This is a genomic window from Methylobacterium sp. A52T (genome assembly GCF_053346095.1).
Window position 1 is genome coordinate 35,572 of the sequence record NZ_JBKFBI010000009.1, and the last position, 19,007, is coordinate 54,578.

Here is a 19,007-nt window from a genome sequence, read left to right on the forward strand (position 1 = left end):
CAAGCTAGAAAGGCAAGTTGCCGACGCTCAAGCTCGAGGCAAAGTTCCCTTAGCCGCAGGGAACGGCGTCACAGCGCTGTGCCGCGCCGCGCTGTTCGGTCACGCAAGTCCTTGCCACCCGGAGCGATTCGGCGAGTTGTCCACAGGCCCCGGCGATCCCACATGCTGAGTCCCATGCCGAGCCCCACCGACGCGCAAGCCGACCTGATCGCCTATCTCGACTTCCACGTGGAGGTCGGCGCCGACGCGGCGCTCGACGAGCAGCCGCACGACCGCTTCAACGAGGCCGACACGCCGGCCCCGACCCTGCGCGCCCCGCGCCGCGCGGCATCCCGGGCCGCCGAGCCGTCCGCCAGCCCGGTCGCCAACACGCTCGTGCCGCCCCCCGGATCGCCGCCGCCGGGATCGGCCCCACCGGCTGCGGCGCCGCGCACCTTCGGCCGCGCCGCCAGCGCCCAGCCCGACGAGGCCACGAGCGACGCCCGCGCCCGGGCGCGGCAGGCCAAGTCCCTCGACGAGCTCGAGCGGATTCTCGCGGATTTCGACGCCTGCCCGCTGCGCTTCACGGCGAAGAACCTCGTCTTCGCCGACGGCAATCCCGAGGCGCGGGTGATGTTTCTCGGCGAGGCGCCCGGCGCCGACGAGGACCGGATCGGCAAGCCGTTCATGGGCCGCTCGGGCCAGCTCCTCGACAAGATGATGAAGGCGGTCGGGCTCGACCGGACGAGCGCCTATATCGGCAACATCGTGCCCTGGCGGCCGCCGGGCAACCGCAACCCGACCCCCCAGGAGGTGGCCGTGTGCCGGCCCTTCGTGGAGCGCCAGATCGAGCTCGTCGACCCGGACATCATCGTCTGCCTCGGCGCGCCCGCGACCCAGACGCTGACCGGCACCAAGGACGGCATCCTGCGGACCCGCGGCCGCCTCTTCCCGTACAAGTTGCCGAACCGCGAGGTGAAGCTGCTCGCCACGCTCCACCCCGCCTTCCTGCTGCGCCAGCCGGTCCAGAAGCGCCTCGCGTGGCGGGACTTCCGGTCCCTGCGCGCCCTCCTCGACGGGAAAGCGTGACCGCGAGCTTGACCGGAGTGACGGAACCGGCTCTCCCCTCCCGCCATTAGAGCTTCGTTCCCGCTGCTGGCGCGCCATCGGCCGGACACGACGACGCACAGCCAATCCCGGCCCGCCCGAGGCGGACCGGCGCAGCACCGATGGCGGGACCCACCATGCGCTGGGAAGATCTACGCAGCTCCGACAACGTCGAGGATCGCCGGGGCGAGGGCGGCGGCGGTGGCGGCATGGGCTTTCCCGGCGGCGGCGCCGGCGGCCTCGGCATCGGCACCATCGTGGTGCTGCTGATCATCAGCTACTTCACGGGCATCAACCCGGCGATCCTGATCGGCGGGGCCCAGCAGATCGGCGGCGGCGGCCGCAGCCAGCAGGAGCAGGTCGACCCGCAGACCCAGGCCAAGCGGCGCCAGGCCCCGACCGACGAGAGCGGCCGGTTCGCCTCCAAGATCCTCGGCAACACCGAGGACGTGTGGAGCCAGATCCTGCCGCAGCAGACCGGCAAGCAGTACACCCCGACGACACTGGTGCTCTACACCGGCGGCACGCGCTCCGGCTGCGGCTCGGCCCAGGCCGCGATGGGCCCGTTCTACTGCCCGCTCGACAAGAAGGTCTATCTCGACACCGGCTTCTTCAAGGAGATGGCCTCGAAGTTCGGCGTGAAGGGCGACTTCGCCTACGCGTACGTGATCGCCCACGAGGTCGGCCACCACGTCCAGGACGTGCTCGGCATCCTCGGCAAGGTCCAGCAGCGCCAGCAGCAGGCCTCCAGCAAGACCGAGGCGAACGCCCTCTCGGTGCGGATCGAGCTGATGGCCGACTGCCTCGCCGGCGTCTGGGCCAAGAACTCCAACGACAAGTACGCCGAGCTCGACAAGGGCGACATCGACGAGGCGCTGAACGCCGCCGCGCAGATCGGCGACGACGCGCTCCAGCAGCGCTCGCGGGGCTACGTGGTGCCGGATTCCTTCACCCACGGCTCCTCGGCCCAGCGCCAGCGCTGGTTCATGGCCGGCTACAAGAGCGGCCAGACCAAGTCCTGCGACACGTTCCGGACGGCCAACAACTGAAGGCGGATCGCGGCTTCACGAGCCGCCCCCGTCATCGCGAGCGCAGCGAAGCGAAGCGAAGCGAAGCGACCCAGGGTCGCGCGACGTCCCGAGATGTGGCGCCGCTGGATTGCTTCGCTCCTCTCGCAATGACGGCGCGCGGAGATCCGGCGGGGCACGCGCCTCACCCCCGGCTCAGCCGCCGGGCGTTGGCCTGGACCTTCCGCCGGTAGCTGCGGATCACCTTGCCGTTCGAGGCGCCCGCGGCGAGCATGAGCGCCGCCTCGCCGGCGGCCAGCATCTTCTCGGTCACCATGAGCTGCGCCTCGGCCTGGGCCGCCGGGCCGCCGAGGGCGAACATCGCCATGCGCTGCGCGATGACGCCCTGCGCCTCCAGCCCCAGCATGGCCATGTCCATGCCCGTCATCCACCAACCGAACAGCATCGCGATCCTCATGTTGCCCAGGGCAACGGCCGAGCCTCGTCCCGGGTCCCGGGATGCGCCCAGGCTTGCGCCGGACGCAAGCGTTATCCCGCACTGCGGCACCCCGCCTTTGCGCCGCGTCGGCCGATGCCGTAAGCGGCCCGGATACTCCCGGACACCTTCCGGACAGCGACCTCCCGGACAGCGCCCGCCCCATGATACGCCTCGACAAGATCACCAAGCAGAACGGGCGGCAGCTCGTCTTCATCGAGGCCTCGGCCGCCCTCCAGCGGGGCGAGAAGGTCGGGCTCGTCGGCCCGAACGGGGCCGGCAAGACCACCCTGTTCCGGATGATCATCGGCCAGGAGCAGCCCGACGAGGGGCAGGTCGCCGCCGACCGGGGCATCACCATCGGCTATTTCAGCCAGGATGTCGGCGAGATGTCGGGCCGCAGCGTCGTCACCGAGGTGATGGACGGCGCCGGCCCGGTGAGCGCGGTCGCGGCCGAGCTCGCCGAGCTCGGCGCGGCGCTCGCCGACCCGGACCGCGCCGACGAGATGGATGCCCTGGTCGAGCGCTACGGCGAGGTCCAGGCCCGGTTCGAAGAGCTCGACGGCTACGCCCTGGAGGGCCGGGCCCGCGAGGTGCTCAACGGGCTGAGCTTCAGCCAGGAGATGATGGACGGCGACGTCGGCGCCCTCTCGGGCGGCTGGAAGATGCGCGTGGCGCTCGCCCGCATCCTGCTGATGCGCCCGGACGTCATGCTCCTCGACGAGCCGTCCAACCACCTCGACATCGAGAGCCTGATCTGGCTCGAATCGTTCCTGAAGGGCTACGACGGCGCCCTGCTGATGACCTCGCACGACCGCGAGTTCATGAACCGGATCGTCACCAAGATCATCGAGATCGACGCCGGCGCGCTCACCACCTACTCGGGCGACTACGCCTTCTACGAGGGCCAGCGGAAGCTCAACGAGGCGCAGGCCCAGGCGCAGTACGAGCGCCAGCAGGCGATGCTGGCGAAGGAGATCGCCTTCATCGAGCGGTTCAAGGCCCGGGCCTCCCACGCCGCCCAGGTGCAGAGCCGGGTGAAGAAGCTCGACAAGATCGAGCGGGTCGAGCCGCCCCGGCGGCGGCAATCGGTGGCCTTCGAGTTCCAGCCGGCGCCGCGCTCGGGCGACGACGTCGTGATGCTCAAGGGCGTGAACAAGCGCTACGGCAGCCGCACGATCTACGAGGGGCTCGACTTCTCGGTGCGGCGCAAGGAGCGCTGGTGCGTGATGGGCATCAACGGCGCCGGCAAGTCGACGCTCCTGAAGCTCGTCACCGGCACCACCGCGCCCGATGACGGCTCGGTCACGGTCGGCGGCAGCGTCAAGCTCGGCTACTTCGCCCAGCACGCCATGGACCTGCTCGACGGCGACCGCACGGTGTTCCAGACCCTCGAGGATTCCTTCCCGCAGGCCGGCCAGGGGTCGCTGCGGGCGCTGGCCGGCTGCTTCGGCTTCTCGGGCGACGACGTCGAGAAGCGCTGCCGGGTGCTCTCGGGTGGCGAGAAGGCCCGGCTGGTCATGGCACTGATGCTCTACGACCCGCCGAACTTCCTGGTGCTCGACGAGCCGACCAACCACCTCGACATGGGCACCAAGGAGATGCTGATCGAGGCGCTGGCCAATTATGAGGGGACGATGCTGTTCGTGTCCCACGACCGGCACTTCCTGGCCGCCCTCTCGAACCGGGTGCTCGAGGTCACGCCGGAGGGCATCCACCAGTACGGCGGCGGCTACACCGAGTACGTGGCCCGCACCGGCCAGGAGGCGCCGGGCCTCCGGAGCTGACGGTCCGCTCGTCCGCGCGGGCGCGGCGAAGCGACCCGGGGCAGCGGGACCTCGGTCAGTGTGGCGTTGCCGGATCGCTTCGCCGCGCTCGCGAGGACGGCTGCGCGTTCCGGCCGGAGGCCCTGCGACCGGCGCGCCGCTATCGCCCCCCGACGCCCCGCGCTAGGCTGCGCCGAAACGGCCCGGGTGAGACGCCGTGCGACGCCTGCTGAAGTTCCTCCACACGATGGGGTCCGCGGGGCTGCTGGGGGCCATGGCGTCCCTGGTCGTCATGCTGAGCCTGGCGCCCGCGCCGTCCGCCCTGACGGGCTACGCGGCGATGCGGGGCGCGATGGGCGCCGTCGCCACCTGGATCTTCCTGCCCGCCCTGGCGGTGACGCTGATGTCGGGCCTGCTGGCGATGGCGCTGAACCGCGCCTTCCTCAACGCCGGGTGGGCGTGGGTGAAGCTCGCCACCGGCGTCCTGATGTTCGAGGGCGGGCTGGTCTACGTCCAGGGCCCGATGAAGCAGGAGGCGGAGCAGAGCGCCCGCGCGCTGGCGGGCCTCGTCGATCCCGCGGTGCTGGCGGTCTCGCTGACCGGTGAGCGCGGCACCCTCTGGGTCCTGCTGGCGGTCGCGACCGCGAATGTGGCGCTCGGGATCTGGCGGCCGCGGATCCTGCGGATCCCCCGGTAGCGAAGCCGCGTCAGGCCCGATTCCAGCCCGATGGCTTGCCGGCTATAAATCTATTTCCCGATGCAGAACCCGCTGAACAGCCGGTCGAGGACGTCCTCGACGCCGACATGGCCCGCGACCGCGCCGAGCGCCCGCACCGCGAGCCGCAGATCCTCCGCGGCCAGTTCCGGGAGACCGCCGGCACTCCCCGACACGCGATCGAGATGGCCGACGCAGGCCTCCAGCGCGGCCCTGTGCCGGGCGCGGGTGATCAGCGCGTCGCCGGTGCCGAGACCGTCCTCGGCCGCGGCCTGGATGGCATCGAGCAGGGCGTCCATGCCGGCGCCGGTATGGGCCGAGACCGTCACGTCCGCCGGATCACCTCCCTGTTCTGAGCCGGCAAAAAGATCGGCCTTGGTACGGACGGTCATGACCGGACCGCGTGCCGGCCCGAGATCCGGGACCGCGCCGCCGGGGGACACGAGGGCGACCACGAGATCGGCGGTGTCGATCCGCGCCCGCGTCCGCACGATCCCCGCCGCCTCGATCGGCTCCGCGGTCTCGCGGAGCCCGGCCGTGTCGACCAGCAGGACCGGCAGGCCGCCGAGGTCGAGCCGCACCTCGATGGCGTCGCGGGTCGTCCCCGGGCTGTCCGACACGATGGCCGCGTCCCGTCGGCTCAGCGCGTTCAGCAGGGTCGATTTCCCGCTGTTGGGAGCCCCCGCCAGCACCACCGTGAACCCGTCGCGCAGGCGCTCGCCGCGCCGACCGTCGCGCAGCGCCGCGGCGATCGCGTCGCGCAGGCGGGCGGCGCGGTCGAGCAGCGCCGCGTCGAGCCCGGCATCGTCCACATCCCCCTCGTCGGCGAAGTCCAGCGCGGCCTCCGCGGAGGCGAGGCAGTCGATCGCCTCCGCGCGCCACGCGGCCACCTGCCGGCTGAGCGCGCCGTCGAGCTGGCGCAGGGCCTGCCGGCGCTGGCCCTCGGTCTCGGCCTCGATCAGGTCGGCGACGGCCTCCGCCTCGGCGAGGTCCATCCGCCCGTTGAGGACGGCCCGCCGCGTGAAGGCCCCGGGCTCGGCGGCCCGGCAGCCCGGGAGGCGGGCGAGGGTGGCCAGGACGCCCATCCGCACGGCCGCGCCGCCGTGCAGGTGCAGCTCGGCCATATCCTCGCCGCTGTAGGTGTCCGGCCCGGGAAACCACGCCACCAGCGCCCGGTCGAGTTCGGTTCCGTCGTGCGGATCCCGGAGGCTCCGCAGCGACAGCCGGCGGGGCGGCGGCAGACGTCCGCCCAGGGCGACGAGCGCGTCGCGCGCGGCCGGTCCGCTGATGCGGATCACCGCGACGGCGGCCCGGCCGAAGCCGCTGGCCGGTGCGAAGAGCGTGTCGGTATCGGTCATGGTCCCACAGGGCCGCGCGAGGGGCGGAGTTTCACGTGAAACAACCGCGGCCGCCCTATACCATCCCGGCGCCGACGCGCCGCACCCGCCTGCGCCGTCGCGATCTCGAAGGGAAGCGCCATGATCGTCTCGACCCGCCGCGCCTTCGGCCTCGGCCTGCTCGCCGCGCCCCTCGCCGCGTCCCCGGTCCTGCCCGCGCGCGCCGCGGAGGCGGAGCCGGACTGGGCCGCCATCGAGCGCCGGCTCGGCGGCCGCATCGGGATCGCGGCCGCCTCGGCGGACCGCGTCCTCGCCGCCTACCGCGCCGACGCGCGCTTCCCGATGTGCAGCACCTTCAAGGTGCTGGCGGCGGCGGCGGTCCTGGCGCGGGTCGATGCCGGCCGCGAGACCCTCGACCGGGTCGTCAGCTACGGGGCCGGCGACCTCCTGAGCTACGCGCCCGTGACCCGGAAGGCGCTGGAGGCCGGCGCCGGGACCGGTCGGATGAGCGTCGCGGACCTGTGCGCGGCCACGCTGATCTGGAGCGACAACACGGCCGCCAACCTGCTCCTGGCGGATCTCGGCGGCCCCGAGGCGCTGACCGCGTGGCTGCGGACCACCGGCGACCCCGTCACCCGCCTCGACCGGACCGAGCCGACCCTCAACACCGCGCTGCCCGGCGACCCGCGCGACACGACTACGCCGGACGCCATGCGGGCGACCCTGGGCCGTATCCTCCTCGGAACCGTCCTGACGCCGGCCTCGCGCGCCCGGCTGGAGGCCTGGATGGTCGCCTGCGAGACCGGCCGGAAGCGCCTGCGGGCCGGCCTGCCGCCCGACTGGATCGCGGGCGACAAGACCGGGAGCGGCGACAACGGCACCGTCAACGACGTGGCGATCCTCCGGCCGCCGGGGCGCGCGCCGATCCTCGCGGCGGTCTACGTCACGGAATCGACCGCCTCCCCCGACACCTGCGCGGCGGCCTACGCGGAGATCGGCCGCCTCATCGCCGCGCGCGCCCATTCGACCTGACCGGACGAACCATGAAGACAGCCTCCAAGACACCCAACAAGACGACCCGCGCGACGCTCGCCCTCGACAAGGCCGGCATCCGGCACAGCCTCCACGCCTACACGTACGATCCTGACGCGCCGCGCATCGGCCTGCAGGCCGCGGAGGCGCTCGGGGTGGACCCGGGACGCGTGCTGAAGACCCTGATGGCGTCGGTGGACGGACGGACCGTCTGCCTGCTCGTGGCCTCCGACCGGGAAGTGTCGATGAAGCGGGTCGCCGCCGCCTTCTCGGGCAAGGCCGCGTCCATGCTCAAGCCGGCCGATGCCGAGCGGCTGACCGGCTACCATGTCGGCGGGATCAGCCCGCTCGGTCAGAAGCGGTCCTTCCCGACCGCGATCGACGCCGGGTCCCTGACCGAGCCGGCGGCCGAGATCCACGTCAACGGCGGCGGCCGCGGCTTGCAGATCCGGCTGACCGAGGGCGATCTCGCCGCCGTCCTGGACGCCCTCGTCGTGCCGCTGACGTGATCCCGCGGTAATCACTCGTTTACCCTGCCGTCGCACGGTGTCGCCTTCCGACAGAGGCGAAGGCGGCGCAGGGGCGGCATGCGGGAGACGGCGCGCAGGGCGGTGACGGCGCTCGGACTCGTCCTGCTGCTGGCGGCACCGGGCCGGGCGGCCGATCTCGACCTCCGCTACGGCGCCGAGTCGGGCGCGGGCGGCAGCCCCCGCTTCTTCCCGCGCAACGACGGCCTCGACCGTCGGCCGGTCTACGCGGTCCGGTCCCGTCGCGTGCCGGAGGGCTGCACGCCGCGGCGGGTGCCCGTGCCGACCAACGCCCCGGACGATCCGAGCTACGTCGGCTCCGAGTACGGCCTGGGGCATCCGAGCTATTACGGCTTCACGCCGCCGCTCGGCGTGGACGATCCGTTCGGGCGCTCCCTCCTGCCCTACTGCCCCTGACGCCGACCGGGACGACGCGGTCCGGCGTCGACTGCCGGATTCCACCGCCCCGCATCATGCTCTAGACCGGCCCTGCCCTCCCCCGGAGCCCGTGCCGTGTCCGAGTCGACCTTCCAGTCCTTCCGCGACCTCGCTGCCCTGCGCGGATGCGTGGCCGCGTGGCGCGCGGCGGGCGAGCGCGTCGTCCTGATCCCGACCATGGGCGCCCTGCACGACGGGCACCTCGCCCTCGTGGCCGAGGCGCGGCGGATCGGCCGCCGGACCGTGGCCAGCATCTTCGTCAATCCGACCCAGTTCGGCCCGAACGAGGATTTCGCCCGCTATCCCCGCGACCTCGACGCGGACCTGGCCCTGCTGGCGGGGGCCGGCGCCGACGCCGCCTGGACGCCCGGCGTCGAGACCATGTACCCGCCGGGCTTCGCCACCCGGATCGAGGTCGCGGGCCTGACCGAGGGGCTGTGCGGGCCGTTCCGGCCCGGCCATTTCGCCGGCGTCGCCACGGTGGTGACCAAGCTCCTCAACCAAGTCCGGCCGGACGTCGCCCTGTTCGGCGAGAAGGATTTCCAGCAGCTCCGCGTGCTCCAGCAGGTGGCGGCGGATCTCGACCTCGCGGTGGAGATCCGCGGCGTGCCGACCGTGCGCGAGCCCGACGGCCTCGCGCTGTCGTCGCGCAACCGCTACCTCTCGGCCGAGGAGCGCGCCGTCGCCCCGAAACTCCAGGCCGTCCTGGCCGAGATCGCCTCCGCCTCCCGCAACGGCACCCCGGTGGCCGGCCGGATCGCCGCCGGGCGGGCGGCGCTGGAGGCGGCGGGATTCCGCGTCCAGTACCTCGCGGTCTGCGACGCCCGGACCCTGGTGCCGGTGGAGCGGGTCGACGGCCCGGCCCGCGTCATCGCCGCGGCCTTCCTGGGCCGGACCCGGCTGATCGACAATCGCGCCGTCTAGGCCGGCGCTGGTCCGACCACCGACGGTCGTGGCCGCCGGGCCACGGCGCGCGGATTTCCGGCTTTCACTGCGGCAGGTGATTGGCGTCGACCGGCCGACCTGTTCTCTGCTGGTCCCGTGATCGGAACGCGCACCGCACCGGCCGTCCTGGCCGTGTCCCTCGCCCTGGCGGGCCCCGCCGGCGCCGGCGAGGACGCGTTCGAGGGGATGGCCGGCCCCTACGGCGAGCGCCTGCGCTACGACGCGAAGGGGCTGACGCTCACCTTCCCCGAGCCCGACGTGAAGCTCCGGATCGGCGGCCGGCTGCACATCGATGGCGGCGCGGCGGGTTTCAGCCGGCCGGACCTGCCCGAGGCCTTCCCCGACAACGTCGCCGTGCGCCGGGCCTGGATCGAGCCGACGCTCACGATCGGCCGCGACTGGGTGATCGCCTTCCAGTACGATTTCGCCGACCCGATGCTGCCGATCAACGACGCGCTGGTCGCCTGGAAGGGGCTCCCGGACACGATCCTGACGCTCGGCAACATGAAGGAGCCCTTCAGCCTGGAATGGCTGCAGAGCAACAACGACACGCTGTTCGCCGAGCGCTCGGTGGCCAACGCCCTCGTGCCGGAGCGCCGGTTCGGCTTCGCGGCCGGACATCACGGGAAGAACTGGACCGCGGTGGCCGGCGTGTTCGGCAACGCCGCCAGCAGCGGCATCGACGGGGACGGCGTCGCGGTGGCGGCCCGCGCCACCGTCGCGCCGATCATGGAAGGCGACGAGACCCTGCATCTCGGCCTCGCCGGGGTCTTCCGCAGCCGGTCCCGGTCGGACGGGGCCTTCAGCTTCTCCAGCCCCGCCGGCGCCTTCCTGTTCGACCGCCCCCTGGTGGATACCGGCGACCTCCCCGACGCCGCCAGCGTGTCGCGCCTCGGCGCCGAGCTGGCCTATCGCCGCGGCCCGTTCCTGCTGCAGGCCGAGTACATCCGGGCCGCGTTGCAGCCGTTCCGCGGTCCCGGCCAGCCCGGCACCGCGCTCGATTTCCAGGGCGGCTACGTCGAGGCGGCCCTGGTGCTCAACGGCGAGGGCCGCGCCTACGCGCTGACGCCGCAGAGCGGCACCACCTACGCGACCTTCCGGGGCGTGACGGTTCCGGAGGCGCAGCGGCTCTCCCGGGGCGGGATCGGCGTGTTCGAGCTGGCGGTGCGCTACAGCGCCGTCGACCTGGACGCCCGGGGCTTCCGCGGGGGCATGGAGCAGGACGTGACTCTCGGTCTGAGCTGGTATCCCGAGCCCAACCTCCGGTTGATCGGGAACGTCGTGCACGGGCGCGTGCAGCCGGGGGTGGCCCAGGCCGAGACGCTGGGCACCCGCCAGTTCACGGTCGACACGGTGATCGCGCGCCTGCAGATCTACTGGTGACGGGGTAGGCCGGGCCGGCAGCGTGCCCGGGCGCGGCCCCTCACACGGGCCCTCACACGGCCCCTTACACGGCTCTGCGCAGGACCGACCGGAACGGGCGCCGCTCCGGCTCCGGCGGGGGCGTCGGCTCCTCGGCGGGCGGGGTCGCCAGGACCTCCGCGCGCACCGGGCGCGGGGCCGCGAAGGCCGTCCCCTGCGCGAACGGCACGTCGAGGTCGATCAGGTCCGGGACGTCGGCCTCGTCGGCGACGCCCGTGGCGACGACGCGGATCCCGGCCCGGGCCAGGGCCGGCGCGGTGTCCTCCAGGGCGATGTCCGACAGGCTGCCGCGGCCCGCGCCGGGCCGGAGCAGCATCTCCGCCGGCACCTTGACCTGCCCGATGCCGAGCGCCGCGAGTTCGGCCGCGTCGAAGCGGAGGTCGTCCGGGCGGTCGAGGCTGAACCCGATCCGGCCCTGCAGGGGCGCGAGCAGGCCCCGCTGGCCGGCATCGAGACGGCGCCAGCTCTCCTGCGGCAGCGCGATGGTCAGGCCGGCCAGGGCCGGGTCGTCGGCGGCCGTGCGGGCCAGCTCGCGCAGGAGGCCGGGCTCGAACAGCGACAGCGGCGACAGCCCGTAGGTCAGCAGGGTCTCGCTGCCGCGCCGGGCGAGGTGGCGCGCCACGATCGTGGCCCGCTGCAGCATGCGGCGGTCGAGCTCGGTGGTGCGCCCGTAGCGCTCCAGCACCGGCAGGAAGATGTCGGGCTCGGCCGGCGGCGCGCCGGGGGCGCCGATCCGCAGCCGGGCCAGCGCCTCGTAGGCCACCACTTTGCGCTGCGGCAGGGTGACCACCGGCTGCAGGTGGATCTCCAGACCGTCCCCCTCGAAGGCCGCGACGATCGCGCCCTCGTCCGCGGGGGGAATGGCGGGGCGGGGCGGGATCGGCCGCGGCGGAATCGGCCGCGCCGGTACGGACGGGGCCGGGGCGAGCTGAGGCCGGGGCGGGACTTGCTCGAGCGGGGCGGCCTGAACCTGCGGAGGCGGTTCCGGCACGGGCTGAGACGACGGGGCCGTCGCGGGATCCGGAAGGGCTGCGCCGGGCACCGCGGGCAGCGGCCGGGGCGCCTCGGCGGATGCGATCGCGGGCCCGATCGCGGGCCTGATCTCGGGCGCGATCTCCGGCCTGGCCTTGAGGCCCGCGATCTCGGCATCCTGGGCGCTCACGACCGTGGTGAGGTCGCGGACGATCCCGCTGAGGAGCCCGAACTCGACGGTCAGTTCCTCGATCTGGGCGCGCAGGGCGGCCTCGGCGGTCTCGGGCCGCGGCTGGGCCGCCGCGGTCGCGGCCGCCGTCTCGACCTTGAGCAGGCGCCGGGACAGCAGATCGACCTCGCCGGACAGCTTCTCGCAGCGCGCCTTGAGGGTGGCGATACGGGTCAGGGCGAGACCGCCCGCGAGGGCGGCCGCGGCGCCGAGCGTCAGGGCACTCCAGAGCGGCAGGAACACCGCGAGCGGCCCGAGAACGACGAGCCCGAGAAGGCCGACCGTCAGCAGCCCCGCGTACCGGCCGAGGACCGGGACCATCGTCTGAACACCTGCCGGGAACGCGCGCCGGTCGCCGGGGGACATCCCGAGCGATCCCCACCGGGCGCGAACCGAATCGCAGGATCATTGGCCGCCTGCACCCCGCCCGGCAAGGCTCGGGGACCGCGATGGCGCGCCGCCGCCTGTTAATTCCGGGCGGTGTGACGCCCGCGCCCGCTGGAACGTTGCGGATTCATCACGGCGGACCCGATTGCGGGGCGATCCGGGGAGGGTTGCGCGGCTTGCGAATGCGGACGGGATGAAAAAGGATCATAAAGCGTGGCCATGACGCCCGCCCCCCCGCGTACTCCCCGATTTCGCGCCGTTCTCGGCGCCGGCGCGCTCCTCGCGACCCTCGGCACGACGGCGCCGCGGGCCGCGGATCTCGGCGCGGATCTCGGCGCGGATCTTCCGCGCACCACGCCGACCTTCGCGATGGTCGATCCCAACACTTGGATCGTCACGCTGAGCGGCTCGATCCAGGCCGTGCCGCGCTATCCGGGCGCGAGCGACTACACGGCCGTCGGCTACCCGTCGATCGACATCCGCCGGGTCGGCGAGCCGCGCCGCTTCTCGACGCCGGATGACGGGTTCAGCTTCTCGCTCTTCGACACCGAGTCGTTCCGCATCGGCCCGACCGCGCGCTTCGTGCCGGGGCGCTACTACGGCGACGACCGGCGCCACCTGTACGGTTTCCGCGACGCCCGCTTCGCCGTGGAGCCCGGCGTGTTCGCGGAGTTCTACCCGGTCTCGTTCATCCGGACCCGCGTCGAGCTGCGCCAGGGCGTCTACGGGCACCACGGGACGGTCGGCTCGGTGGCGGCCGACTACCTGATCCCGGCGGAGAAGTTCCTGTTCTCCATCGGGCCGCGCCTCAATGTCGGCGATGCCAGCTACGCCCGGAAATACTTCGGCGTCTCGCCGATCGAGGCGGCGCTGAACGGGCGCGTCACCCCCTACGATCCGCGCAGCTTCTACTCGGCCGGCGTGCTCGGCGGCGTGACCTACACGCAGAGCGAGACCTGGGCCTATACGGCCTATGCCGGCTACACCCGGATCCTGGGCGCCTCCGGCAACAGCCCGCTGGTGCGGCGCCCGTTCGGCAACCCCAACCAGTATCAGTTCGGCCTGCGCATCGATTACGCCTTCCGCATGCCGGCGCTGTTCTGAGCCGGCACCCGGCTTGCGCCGGCCCCGCCGGGCCCCGACATCCCGGGGAGGCGGTTATGGAGGCCCCGATGGACGAGACGCGCGCCGACCTGCTGATGCGGGTCGAGGGCATGACCTGCGACGGCTGCGCCGCCGCGGTGACCCGCACGGTGAAACGGATCGATCCCGCGGCCGACGTGCAGGTCGACCGGGACGCCGCGCGCGTGGCGATCCGCACGGACGCGCAGGCGCTGACCATCGCCGAGGCCCTGACCAAGGCCGGCTACACCGCGACGGCCATGACCGGCTAAGCCGGCTCGGCGTCCCGCGTTCGCGGGCCGCACCGTGCGGCCGTCCGCGCGCGCGGTGCGGTCATCCCGGCCGGCGCGACGCTCGGCCGGGAAGCCTTGCGGGCAGCCTGGCCCGAGACGACGCGCCCCCGGGAATCCCTCTCAGGAGCGGCTCAGGAACATCCCGGTCAGGAGCAGGGCGAAGCCCGCGAGGCCGAACAGGCCTTCCTTGCGCCGGGTGCGGTCGAGGAAATGGGCGGCGGCGCCGGCCGCGCAACAGGCGGCGCCCAGGCCGATTGTCAGCGACGACATCTCGAGTCTCCTCCTCGCGCGTCGCTCGGCGGCGCGGCGAAAATGGTCCCTCTCGTGGGCCTGCCGGACGGCGTTGTCCGCACAGGATCGCGTCACGGCGCAAGATTTGCACGGTCCGCAGCGACTGACAAGGCGCGACGCCCAAGTCCTCGCGGGCTCCGCGACAGCAACGCGCGCGGGAACGACAGATCTTCGCGCGCCGGGCGTTCTGAATACCGCATTCAGAGGATGCGCCGGCGGAGGGGGCGTCGTGCCGGCGGGCGGGACGCGTTGACCGGCGCGCCCGCGCGCGCTTAGACCTCCCGGCAGATCCGCCGGTCCCGCGCCCACCCGCCGTGCACGGCCCGGGGCGCTCCTCGCACCCGCGGCGGGATGTCCGCGAAAGGCTGCTCGGTACCCGATGCTCACCCCCTCCTCCGCCCGGTTCGACGTCGCGGTCGTCGGTGGCGGCCATGCCGGCGTCGAGGCCGCCGCCGCCGCGGCGCGCTGCGGCGCGCGCACCGCGCTGGTCACCCACGATCCGGCGACGATCGGGGCGATGTCCTGCAACCCGGCGATCGGCGGCCTCGGCAAGGGCCACCTCGTCCGCGAGGTCGATGCCCTGGACGGGCTGATGGGCCGGGTCGCCGACGCGGCCGGCATCCAGTTCCGCCTGCTCAACCGCCGCAAGGGACCGGCGGTGCGCGGCCCCCGGACCCAGGCCGACCGCAAGCTCTACGCGGCCGCCATGCAGGCGGCCGTGGCCGCGACCGAGGGGCTGACGGTCGTCGCCGGCGCCTGCGAGAACCTGGCCTTCGACGCCGAGGGCCGCCTCCGCGGCCTCGTCCTGGCCGACGGCCGGACCCTCGCCTGCGGCGCGGTGGTGCTGACCACCGGCACCTTCCTGCGCGGCCTGATCCATATCGGCGAGCGGCAGATCCCGGCGGGCCGCGTCGGCGAGGCGCCGGCGGTCGGTCTGGCGCGGACGCTCGACCGGATCGGCCTCCGCCTCGGGCGCCTGAAGACCGGCACGCCCCCGCGCCTCGACGGGCGGACCATCGACTGGTCCGGCCTGGAGATGCAGGAGGCCGACGCCGAGCCGGTGCCGTTCTCGACGCTGACCGAGCGGATCACGACGCCGCAGATCCGCTGCGGCATCACCCGGACGAGCCGGGCCGTCCACGACCTGATCCGCGCCAACCTGCACCGCTCGCCGATGTATTCCGGCGGCATCGCCAGCCGGGGCCCGCGCTACTGCCCGTCGATCGAGGACAAGGTCGTGCGCTTCGGCGACCGCGAGGGCCACCAGATCTTCCTGGAGCCCGAGGGTCTCGACGACCCGACGATCTACCCGAACGGCATCTCCACGGCGCTGCCCGAAGAGGTGCAGCACGACCTCGTCCGCCTGATTCCCGGGCTGGAGCGGGCCGCGATCCTGCGGCCGGGCTACGCCATCGAGTACGATTACGTCGACCCCCGGGAGCTCGACGTCGGCCTCCAGGTGAAGAGCCTGCCGGGCCTGTTCCTGGCCGGCCAGATCAACGGCACCACCGGCTACGAGGAGGCCGCCGGCCAGGGGTTGGTGGCCGGCCTCAACGCCGCACGGCACGCGGGCGGCCTCGGCATCGCGGGCTTCGACCGGGCCGAGTCGTATCTCGGCGTGATGATCGACGACCTCGTGACCCAGGGAGTCAGCGAGCCGTACCGGATGTTCACCTCGCGCTCGGAGTACCGGCTGTCCCTGCGGGTCGACAACGCCGACGCCCGGCTGACGCCGCGCGGGATCGCGCTGGGCTGCGTCGGGGGAGACCGGGCGGCCCATTTCGCGGCCGGGCAGGCGGCCCTCCACGCGGCGCGCGCCCGCCTCGACGCGGTGAGCCTGACGCCGAGCCAGGCCGCGGCCCACGGGATCGTCCTGAACCGCGACGGCATCCGCCGCACCGGCTTCCAGCTCCTCGCCTACCCGGAGATCGGCTGGTCCGACCTGGCGGCGGTGTGGCCGGACCTCGCCGAAGTCGCCCCGCGGATCGCCGACCGGATGAAGACCGACGCGACCTACGCGGTCTATCTCGACCGGCAGGACGCCGACATCGCGGCCTTCCGCCGGGACGAGGCCGTGCGCCTGCCGGCGGGGCTGGACTACGCGGCGATCAGCGGCCTCTCGAACGAGATGCGGGTCAAGCTCGAGACCGTGCGCCCCGGGACCCTCGGACAGGCGGCGCGGATCGAGGGCGTGACGCCGGCCGCCCTCACCCTGCTGGCCGCCCACGCGCGCCGCGGGGCGCGCGCCGCGTCGGCCCCCGCGGACCGGCTCCCGGCATGAGCGATCCGGATCGCGCCCGTATCCTGGCGGCGGCCGCTGTTTCACGTGAAACAGCGGAGCGGCTCGACCTCTACGTGGCGCAGCTGCGGCGCTGGCAGCCGATCAAGAACCTCGTCGGCCCCGCGACGCTGGCGGAGGTCTGGAGCCGTCACATCGACGACGCGCTGCAGCTCCTCGACCTCGCGCCGGAGGCCCGCACGTGGCTCGATCTCGGCTCCGGCGCGGGCATCCCGGGCCTGATCCTGGCCATCGCCGGACGGGAGCGCGGCGTCCGGGTCGACCTCGTCGAGAGCAACGCGCGCAAATGCGCGTTCCTCACCGAGACCGCCCGGCTCACCGGCGTGCCGGCCCGGGTGCGCAACGCTCGCATCGAGGCGGTGATCGGCGAGTACGTCGGGACCGACGTGGTCTGCGCCCGCGCCCTCGCCCCGATGACCCAGCTCCTCGCCTGGACGGAGCCTCTGTTGAAAACGGGCACCACCGGCCTGTTTCCGAAGGGGCGGGACGTACAAGCCGAATTGACCCAGGCCGGCGCGCAGTGGAGAGTCGTTAACGACCTCGTGCCGAGCCGGACCGATTCCGAAGCCCGGATCGTGCGCGTCACTGCCCTCGCCGCCCCGAGCCACCGATGAGCGAAGCGATCCTCGGCGACCCCGCCGACAGGTCCATGGATTCATCCATGCGACGCCCTCTGCGCGTTCTGGCGCTCGCCAACCAGAAGGGCGGCGTCGGCAAGACCACGACGGCGATCAACCTCGGCACCGCCCTGGCGGCGATCGGCGAGGACGTGCTGGTCATCGATCTCGATCCGCAGGGCAACGCCTCCACGGGTCTCGGGATCGACCGCGCCAAGCGCCGGGTCTCGACCTACGAGGTCATGGCCGGCGAGGCCTCGCTGGCGCAGGCCGTTGTCCCCACCGCCGTGCCGCGACTGTCGCTGGCGCCCTCGACCATGGACCTCCTCGGCCTGGAGCTGGAGCTGGCCACCCTCCCCGACCGGGCGCACCGGCTGCGCGGCGTCCTGAAGAGCCTGACCCAGGCACCGAGCCTCAGCCGGATCAGCTACGTGCTGATCGACTGCCCGCCCTCGCTCAACCTGCTGACCATCAACGCGCTGGCGGCCGCCGACGCGGTGCTGGTGCCGCTGCAGTGCGAGTTCTTTGCCCTGGAGGGCCTCAGCCAGCTGCTGCGCACCGTCGAGCAGGTCCGCGGCGCCCTGAACCCGAAGCTGACGATCCAGGGCATCGTGCTGACGATGTTCGACCCGCGCAACAACCTCTCCGCCCAGGTCGTGGCGGACGTGCGCGGCTTCATGGGCGACAAGGTCTACGAGACCGTGATCCCCCGCAACGTCCGGATCTCCGAGGCGCCCTCGCACGGGAAGCCGGCGCTGCTGTACGACCTGAAATGCGCCGGCAGTCAGGCCTACCTGCGCCTCGCCTCGGAGGTGATCCAGCGCGAGGGCCGGGTTCCGGCCGCGGCCTGACGGGTTTGAGTCCCCCTCCCGGTTCGAGGGGCGAGTGTGGAGCGTGACACGGGTGGCGATCATGGCGGAGGAGGGGGCGAAGCCTCGACTGGGGCGCGGGCTCGCGGCGCTGATCGGTGACTTCAACGAGGCCGGCAAGGCCTCGGCCAAGGCCGAGGAGCAGCGCCGGGTCCCGATCGAGTTCCTGCGCGCCAACCCGCGCAACCCGCGCCGGAGCTTCGCCGAGACGGAGCTGTCCGAGCTGGCGGCCTCGATCGGCCAGCGGGGCATCATCCAGCCGATCGTGGTCCGCCCGATCGGCGACGTGCCCGGGACCTTCGAGATCGTGGCCGGCGAGCGGCGCTGGCGGGCCGCCCAGCGCGCCGGCCTCGACGAGGTGCCGGTGGTGGTGGTCGAGATCGACGACCGCGGCTCCCTGGAATTCGCCATCCTGGAGAACGTCCAGCGCACCGACCTCAACGCGATCGAGGAGGCGTCCGGCTACGAGCGCCTGATGAAGGATTTCTCGTACACCCAGAAGGAGCTGGCCGAGATCCTCGGCAAGAGCCGCAGCCACCTCGCCAACACGCTCCGGCTGCTCAACCTGCCGCTGTCCGTGCAGGAGCGGGTCACCGCGGGCGAGCTGACCGCCGGCCACGCCCGCGCGCTGCTGGCCGTGCGCGATCCGGAGGCGACGGCGCGGCGCGTCGTGGCCGAGAGCCTGTCGGTCCGGGACGTGGAGGCGATCGCCTCCGCGGAGGCCGCCCCGGCCGAGACGCCCCGCCCCGGGCGCCCGCGCCTCTCGGCCGAGCGCCCCGCGACGGTGCGCGACCTGGAACTGCGGATTCACCGGGCCCTCGGTGTCCCGGTCTCCTACAAGCCCAAGGACGCCGATTCGGGCGAGATCCGCATCCGCTACGAGACCCAGGACGAGCTGCAGGCCCTGCTCAACCGGTTCAAGGTCTCGGACGCCTGAGGAACGTCCCGGCCGGCCCCGCCTCAGCGGGTCTGGCACGAGGGCGGGCAGCAGGCCGCGTCCCGCGGTGGCAGAGGGCGTGGTGTCTCGCTCGGGTCAGGCGGTCCGGGCCGGGCGATAGAGCGCCGCCATCGCGCGTCCGTGTCCGCGTCGGTTCGTGCCGCGGCCGTCTCGCATGCGGACCTCTCCGGTCGGGACCGTCGCGCCGTACCCCCCTCTC

Annotated in this window: 19 protein-coding genes; 15 read left to right on the forward strand and 4 right to left on the reverse strand. The window is 73.2% G+C overall.

Annotated elements, in window-relative coordinates; genetic code table 11:
* The first annotated feature begins 162 nt into the window (after positions 1–162).
* Positions 163–1,068 carry a uracil-DNA glycosylase gene (locus ACLBYE_RS04145; protein WP_447693154.1) on the forward strand — a complete coding sequence of 302 codons (906 nt, stop codon included), beginning with the start codon at positions 163–165 and terminating at the stop codon, positions 1,066–1,068.
* A gap of 155 nt (positions 1,069–1,223) precedes the next feature.
* Positions 1,224–2,135 (forward strand): KPN_02809 family neutral zinc metallopeptidase, encoded by a 912-nt coding sequence (gene ypfJ / locus ACLBYE_RS04150; RefSeq protein WP_447693188.1) that lies wholly within the window; start codon positions 1,224–1,226, stop codon positions 2,133–2,135.
* 163 nt (positions 2,136–2,298) lie between these two features.
* Here the strand turns inward: ypfJ and ACLBYE_RS04155 are convergent, their stop codons facing one another.
* Positions 2,299–2,559, reverse strand: coding sequence for a hypothetical protein (locus tag ACLBYE_RS04155; protein ID WP_020094308.1), 261 nt, complete (start codon positions 2,557–2,559; stop codon positions 2,299–2,301).
* Between the two features lie 194 nt (positions 2,560–2,753).
* Here ACLBYE_RS04155 and ACLBYE_RS04160 point away from each other — a divergent pair, with 194 nt between their 5' ends.
* Entirely contained in the window at positions 2,754–4,376 is a 1,623-nt protein-coding gene (locus ACLBYE_RS04160; RefSeq protein WP_447693155.1) for an ABC-F family ATP-binding cassette domain-containing protein, read from the forward strand.
* Between the two features lie 196 nt (positions 4,377–4,572).
* Positions 4,573–5,052 carry a hypothetical protein gene (locus tag ACLBYE_RS04165; protein ID WP_447693156.1) on the forward strand — a complete coding sequence of 160 codons (480 nt, stop codon included), beginning with the start codon at positions 4,573–4,575 and terminating at the stop codon, positions 5,050–5,052.
* A 50-nt stretch (positions 5,053–5,102) separates the two neighbouring features.
* On the opposite strand, the gene mnmE is transcribed toward ACLBYE_RS04165, so the two are convergent.
* On the reverse strand, positions 5,103–6,428 hold the full coding sequence (gene mnmE, locus ACLBYE_RS04170) for a tRNA uridine-5-carboxymethylaminomethyl(34) synthesis GTPase MnmE (RefSeq protein ID WP_447693157.1): 1,326 nt from the start codon (positions 6,426–6,428) through the stop codon (positions 5,103–5,105).
* Between the two features lie 120 nt (positions 6,429–6,548).
* On the opposite strand from mnmE, the gene bla reads away from it, so the two are divergent.
* From bla to ACLBYE_RS04195, 5 genes are all read left to right on the forward strand, one after another.
* The gene (bla, locus tag ACLBYE_RS04175) at positions 6,549–7,439 is read left to right on the forward strand and encodes a class A beta-lactamase (RefSeq protein ID WP_447693158.1); all 891 of its coding nucleotides are present in this window, start codon (positions 6,549–6,551) and stop codon (positions 7,437–7,439) included.
* 11 nt (positions 7,440–7,450) lie between these two features.
* On the forward strand, positions 7,451–7,948 hold the full coding sequence (locus ACLBYE_RS04180) for an aminoacyl-tRNA deacylase (RefSeq protein ID WP_447693159.1): 498 nt from the start codon (positions 7,451–7,453) through the stop codon (positions 7,946–7,948).
* A gap of 78 nt (positions 7,949–8,026) precedes the next feature.
* Entirely contained in the window at positions 8,027–8,383 is a 357-nt protein-coding gene (locus ACLBYE_RS04185) for a hypothetical protein (protein ID WP_447693160.1), read from the forward strand.
* A gap of 96 nt (positions 8,384–8,479) precedes the next feature.
* Positions 8,480–9,328, forward strand: a complete 849-nt coding sequence (gene panC, locus ACLBYE_RS04190) for a pantoate--beta-alanine ligase (protein ID WP_020094301.1) — start codon at positions 8,480–8,482, stop codon at positions 9,326–9,328.
* Between the two features lie 117 nt (positions 9,329–9,445).
* Positions 9,446–10,732, forward strand: a complete 1,287-nt coding sequence (locus ACLBYE_RS04195) for an OprO/OprP family phosphate-selective porin (protein WP_447693161.1) — start codon at positions 9,446–9,448, stop codon at positions 10,730–10,732.
* A 64-nt stretch (positions 10,733–10,796) separates the two neighbouring features.
* On the opposite strand, the gene ACLBYE_RS04200 is transcribed toward ACLBYE_RS04195, so the two are convergent.
* Positions 10,797–12,293 carry an EAL domain-containing protein gene (locus tag ACLBYE_RS04200; RefSeq protein WP_447693162.1) on the reverse strand — a complete coding sequence of 499 codons (1,497 nt, stop codon included), beginning with the start codon at positions 12,291–12,293 and terminating at the stop codon, positions 10,797–10,799.
* A gap of 279 nt (positions 12,294–12,572) precedes the next feature.
* On the opposite strand from ACLBYE_RS04200, the gene ACLBYE_RS04205 reads away from it, so the two are divergent.
* Positions 12,573–13,463, forward strand: a complete 891-nt coding sequence (locus ACLBYE_RS04205; RefSeq protein WP_447693163.1) for a MipA/OmpV family protein — start codon at positions 12,573–12,575, stop codon at positions 13,461–13,463.
* Between the two features lie 68 nt (positions 13,464–13,531).
* Entirely contained in the window at positions 13,532–13,753 is a 222-nt protein-coding gene (locus ACLBYE_RS04210) for a heavy-metal-associated domain-containing protein (protein ID WP_026605107.1), read from the forward strand.
* Positions 13,754–13,894: 141 nt separating this feature from the next.
* Here ACLBYE_RS04210 and ACLBYE_RS04215 read toward each other — a convergent pair whose 3' ends face one another.
* Positions 13,895–14,044, reverse strand: a complete 150-nt coding sequence (locus ACLBYE_RS04215) for a hypothetical protein (RefSeq protein ID WP_020094296.1) — start codon at positions 14,042–14,044, stop codon at positions 13,895–13,897.
* Positions 14,045–14,444: 400 nt separating this feature from the next.
* Here ACLBYE_RS04215 and mnmG point away from each other — a divergent pair, with 400 nt between their 5' ends.
* The 4 genes from mnmG (at position 14,445) to ACLBYE_RS04235 (ending at position 18,787) form a co-directional block, all read left to right on the forward strand.
* Positions 14,445–16,346, forward strand: a complete 1,902-nt coding sequence (gene mnmG / locus ACLBYE_RS04220) for a tRNA uridine-5-carboxymethylaminomethyl(34) synthesis enzyme MnmG (protein WP_447693164.1) — start codon at positions 14,445–14,447, stop codon at positions 16,344–16,346.
* Entirely contained in the window at positions 16,343–16,978 is a 636-nt protein-coding gene (rsmG, locus tag ACLBYE_RS04225; protein WP_447693165.1) for a 16S rRNA (guanine(527)-N(7))-methyltransferase RsmG, read from the forward strand. Before mnmG ends, rsmG begins: the two co-directional genes overlap by 4 nt.
* Complete coding sequence (locus ACLBYE_RS04230) at positions 16,975–17,832, forward strand: ParA family protein (protein ID WP_012321019.1); 858 nt, start codon at positions 16,975–16,977, stop codon at positions 17,830–17,832. Before rsmG ends, ACLBYE_RS04230 begins: the two co-directional genes overlap by 4 nt.
* A gap of 61 nt (positions 17,833–17,893) precedes the next feature.
* A complete protein-coding gene (locus tag ACLBYE_RS04235; RefSeq protein ID WP_026605106.1) occupies positions 17,894–18,787 on the forward strand; it encodes a ParB/RepB/Spo0J family partition protein in 894 nt (297 codons plus the stop codon).
* Positions 18,788–19,007 lie beyond the last annotated feature (220 nt).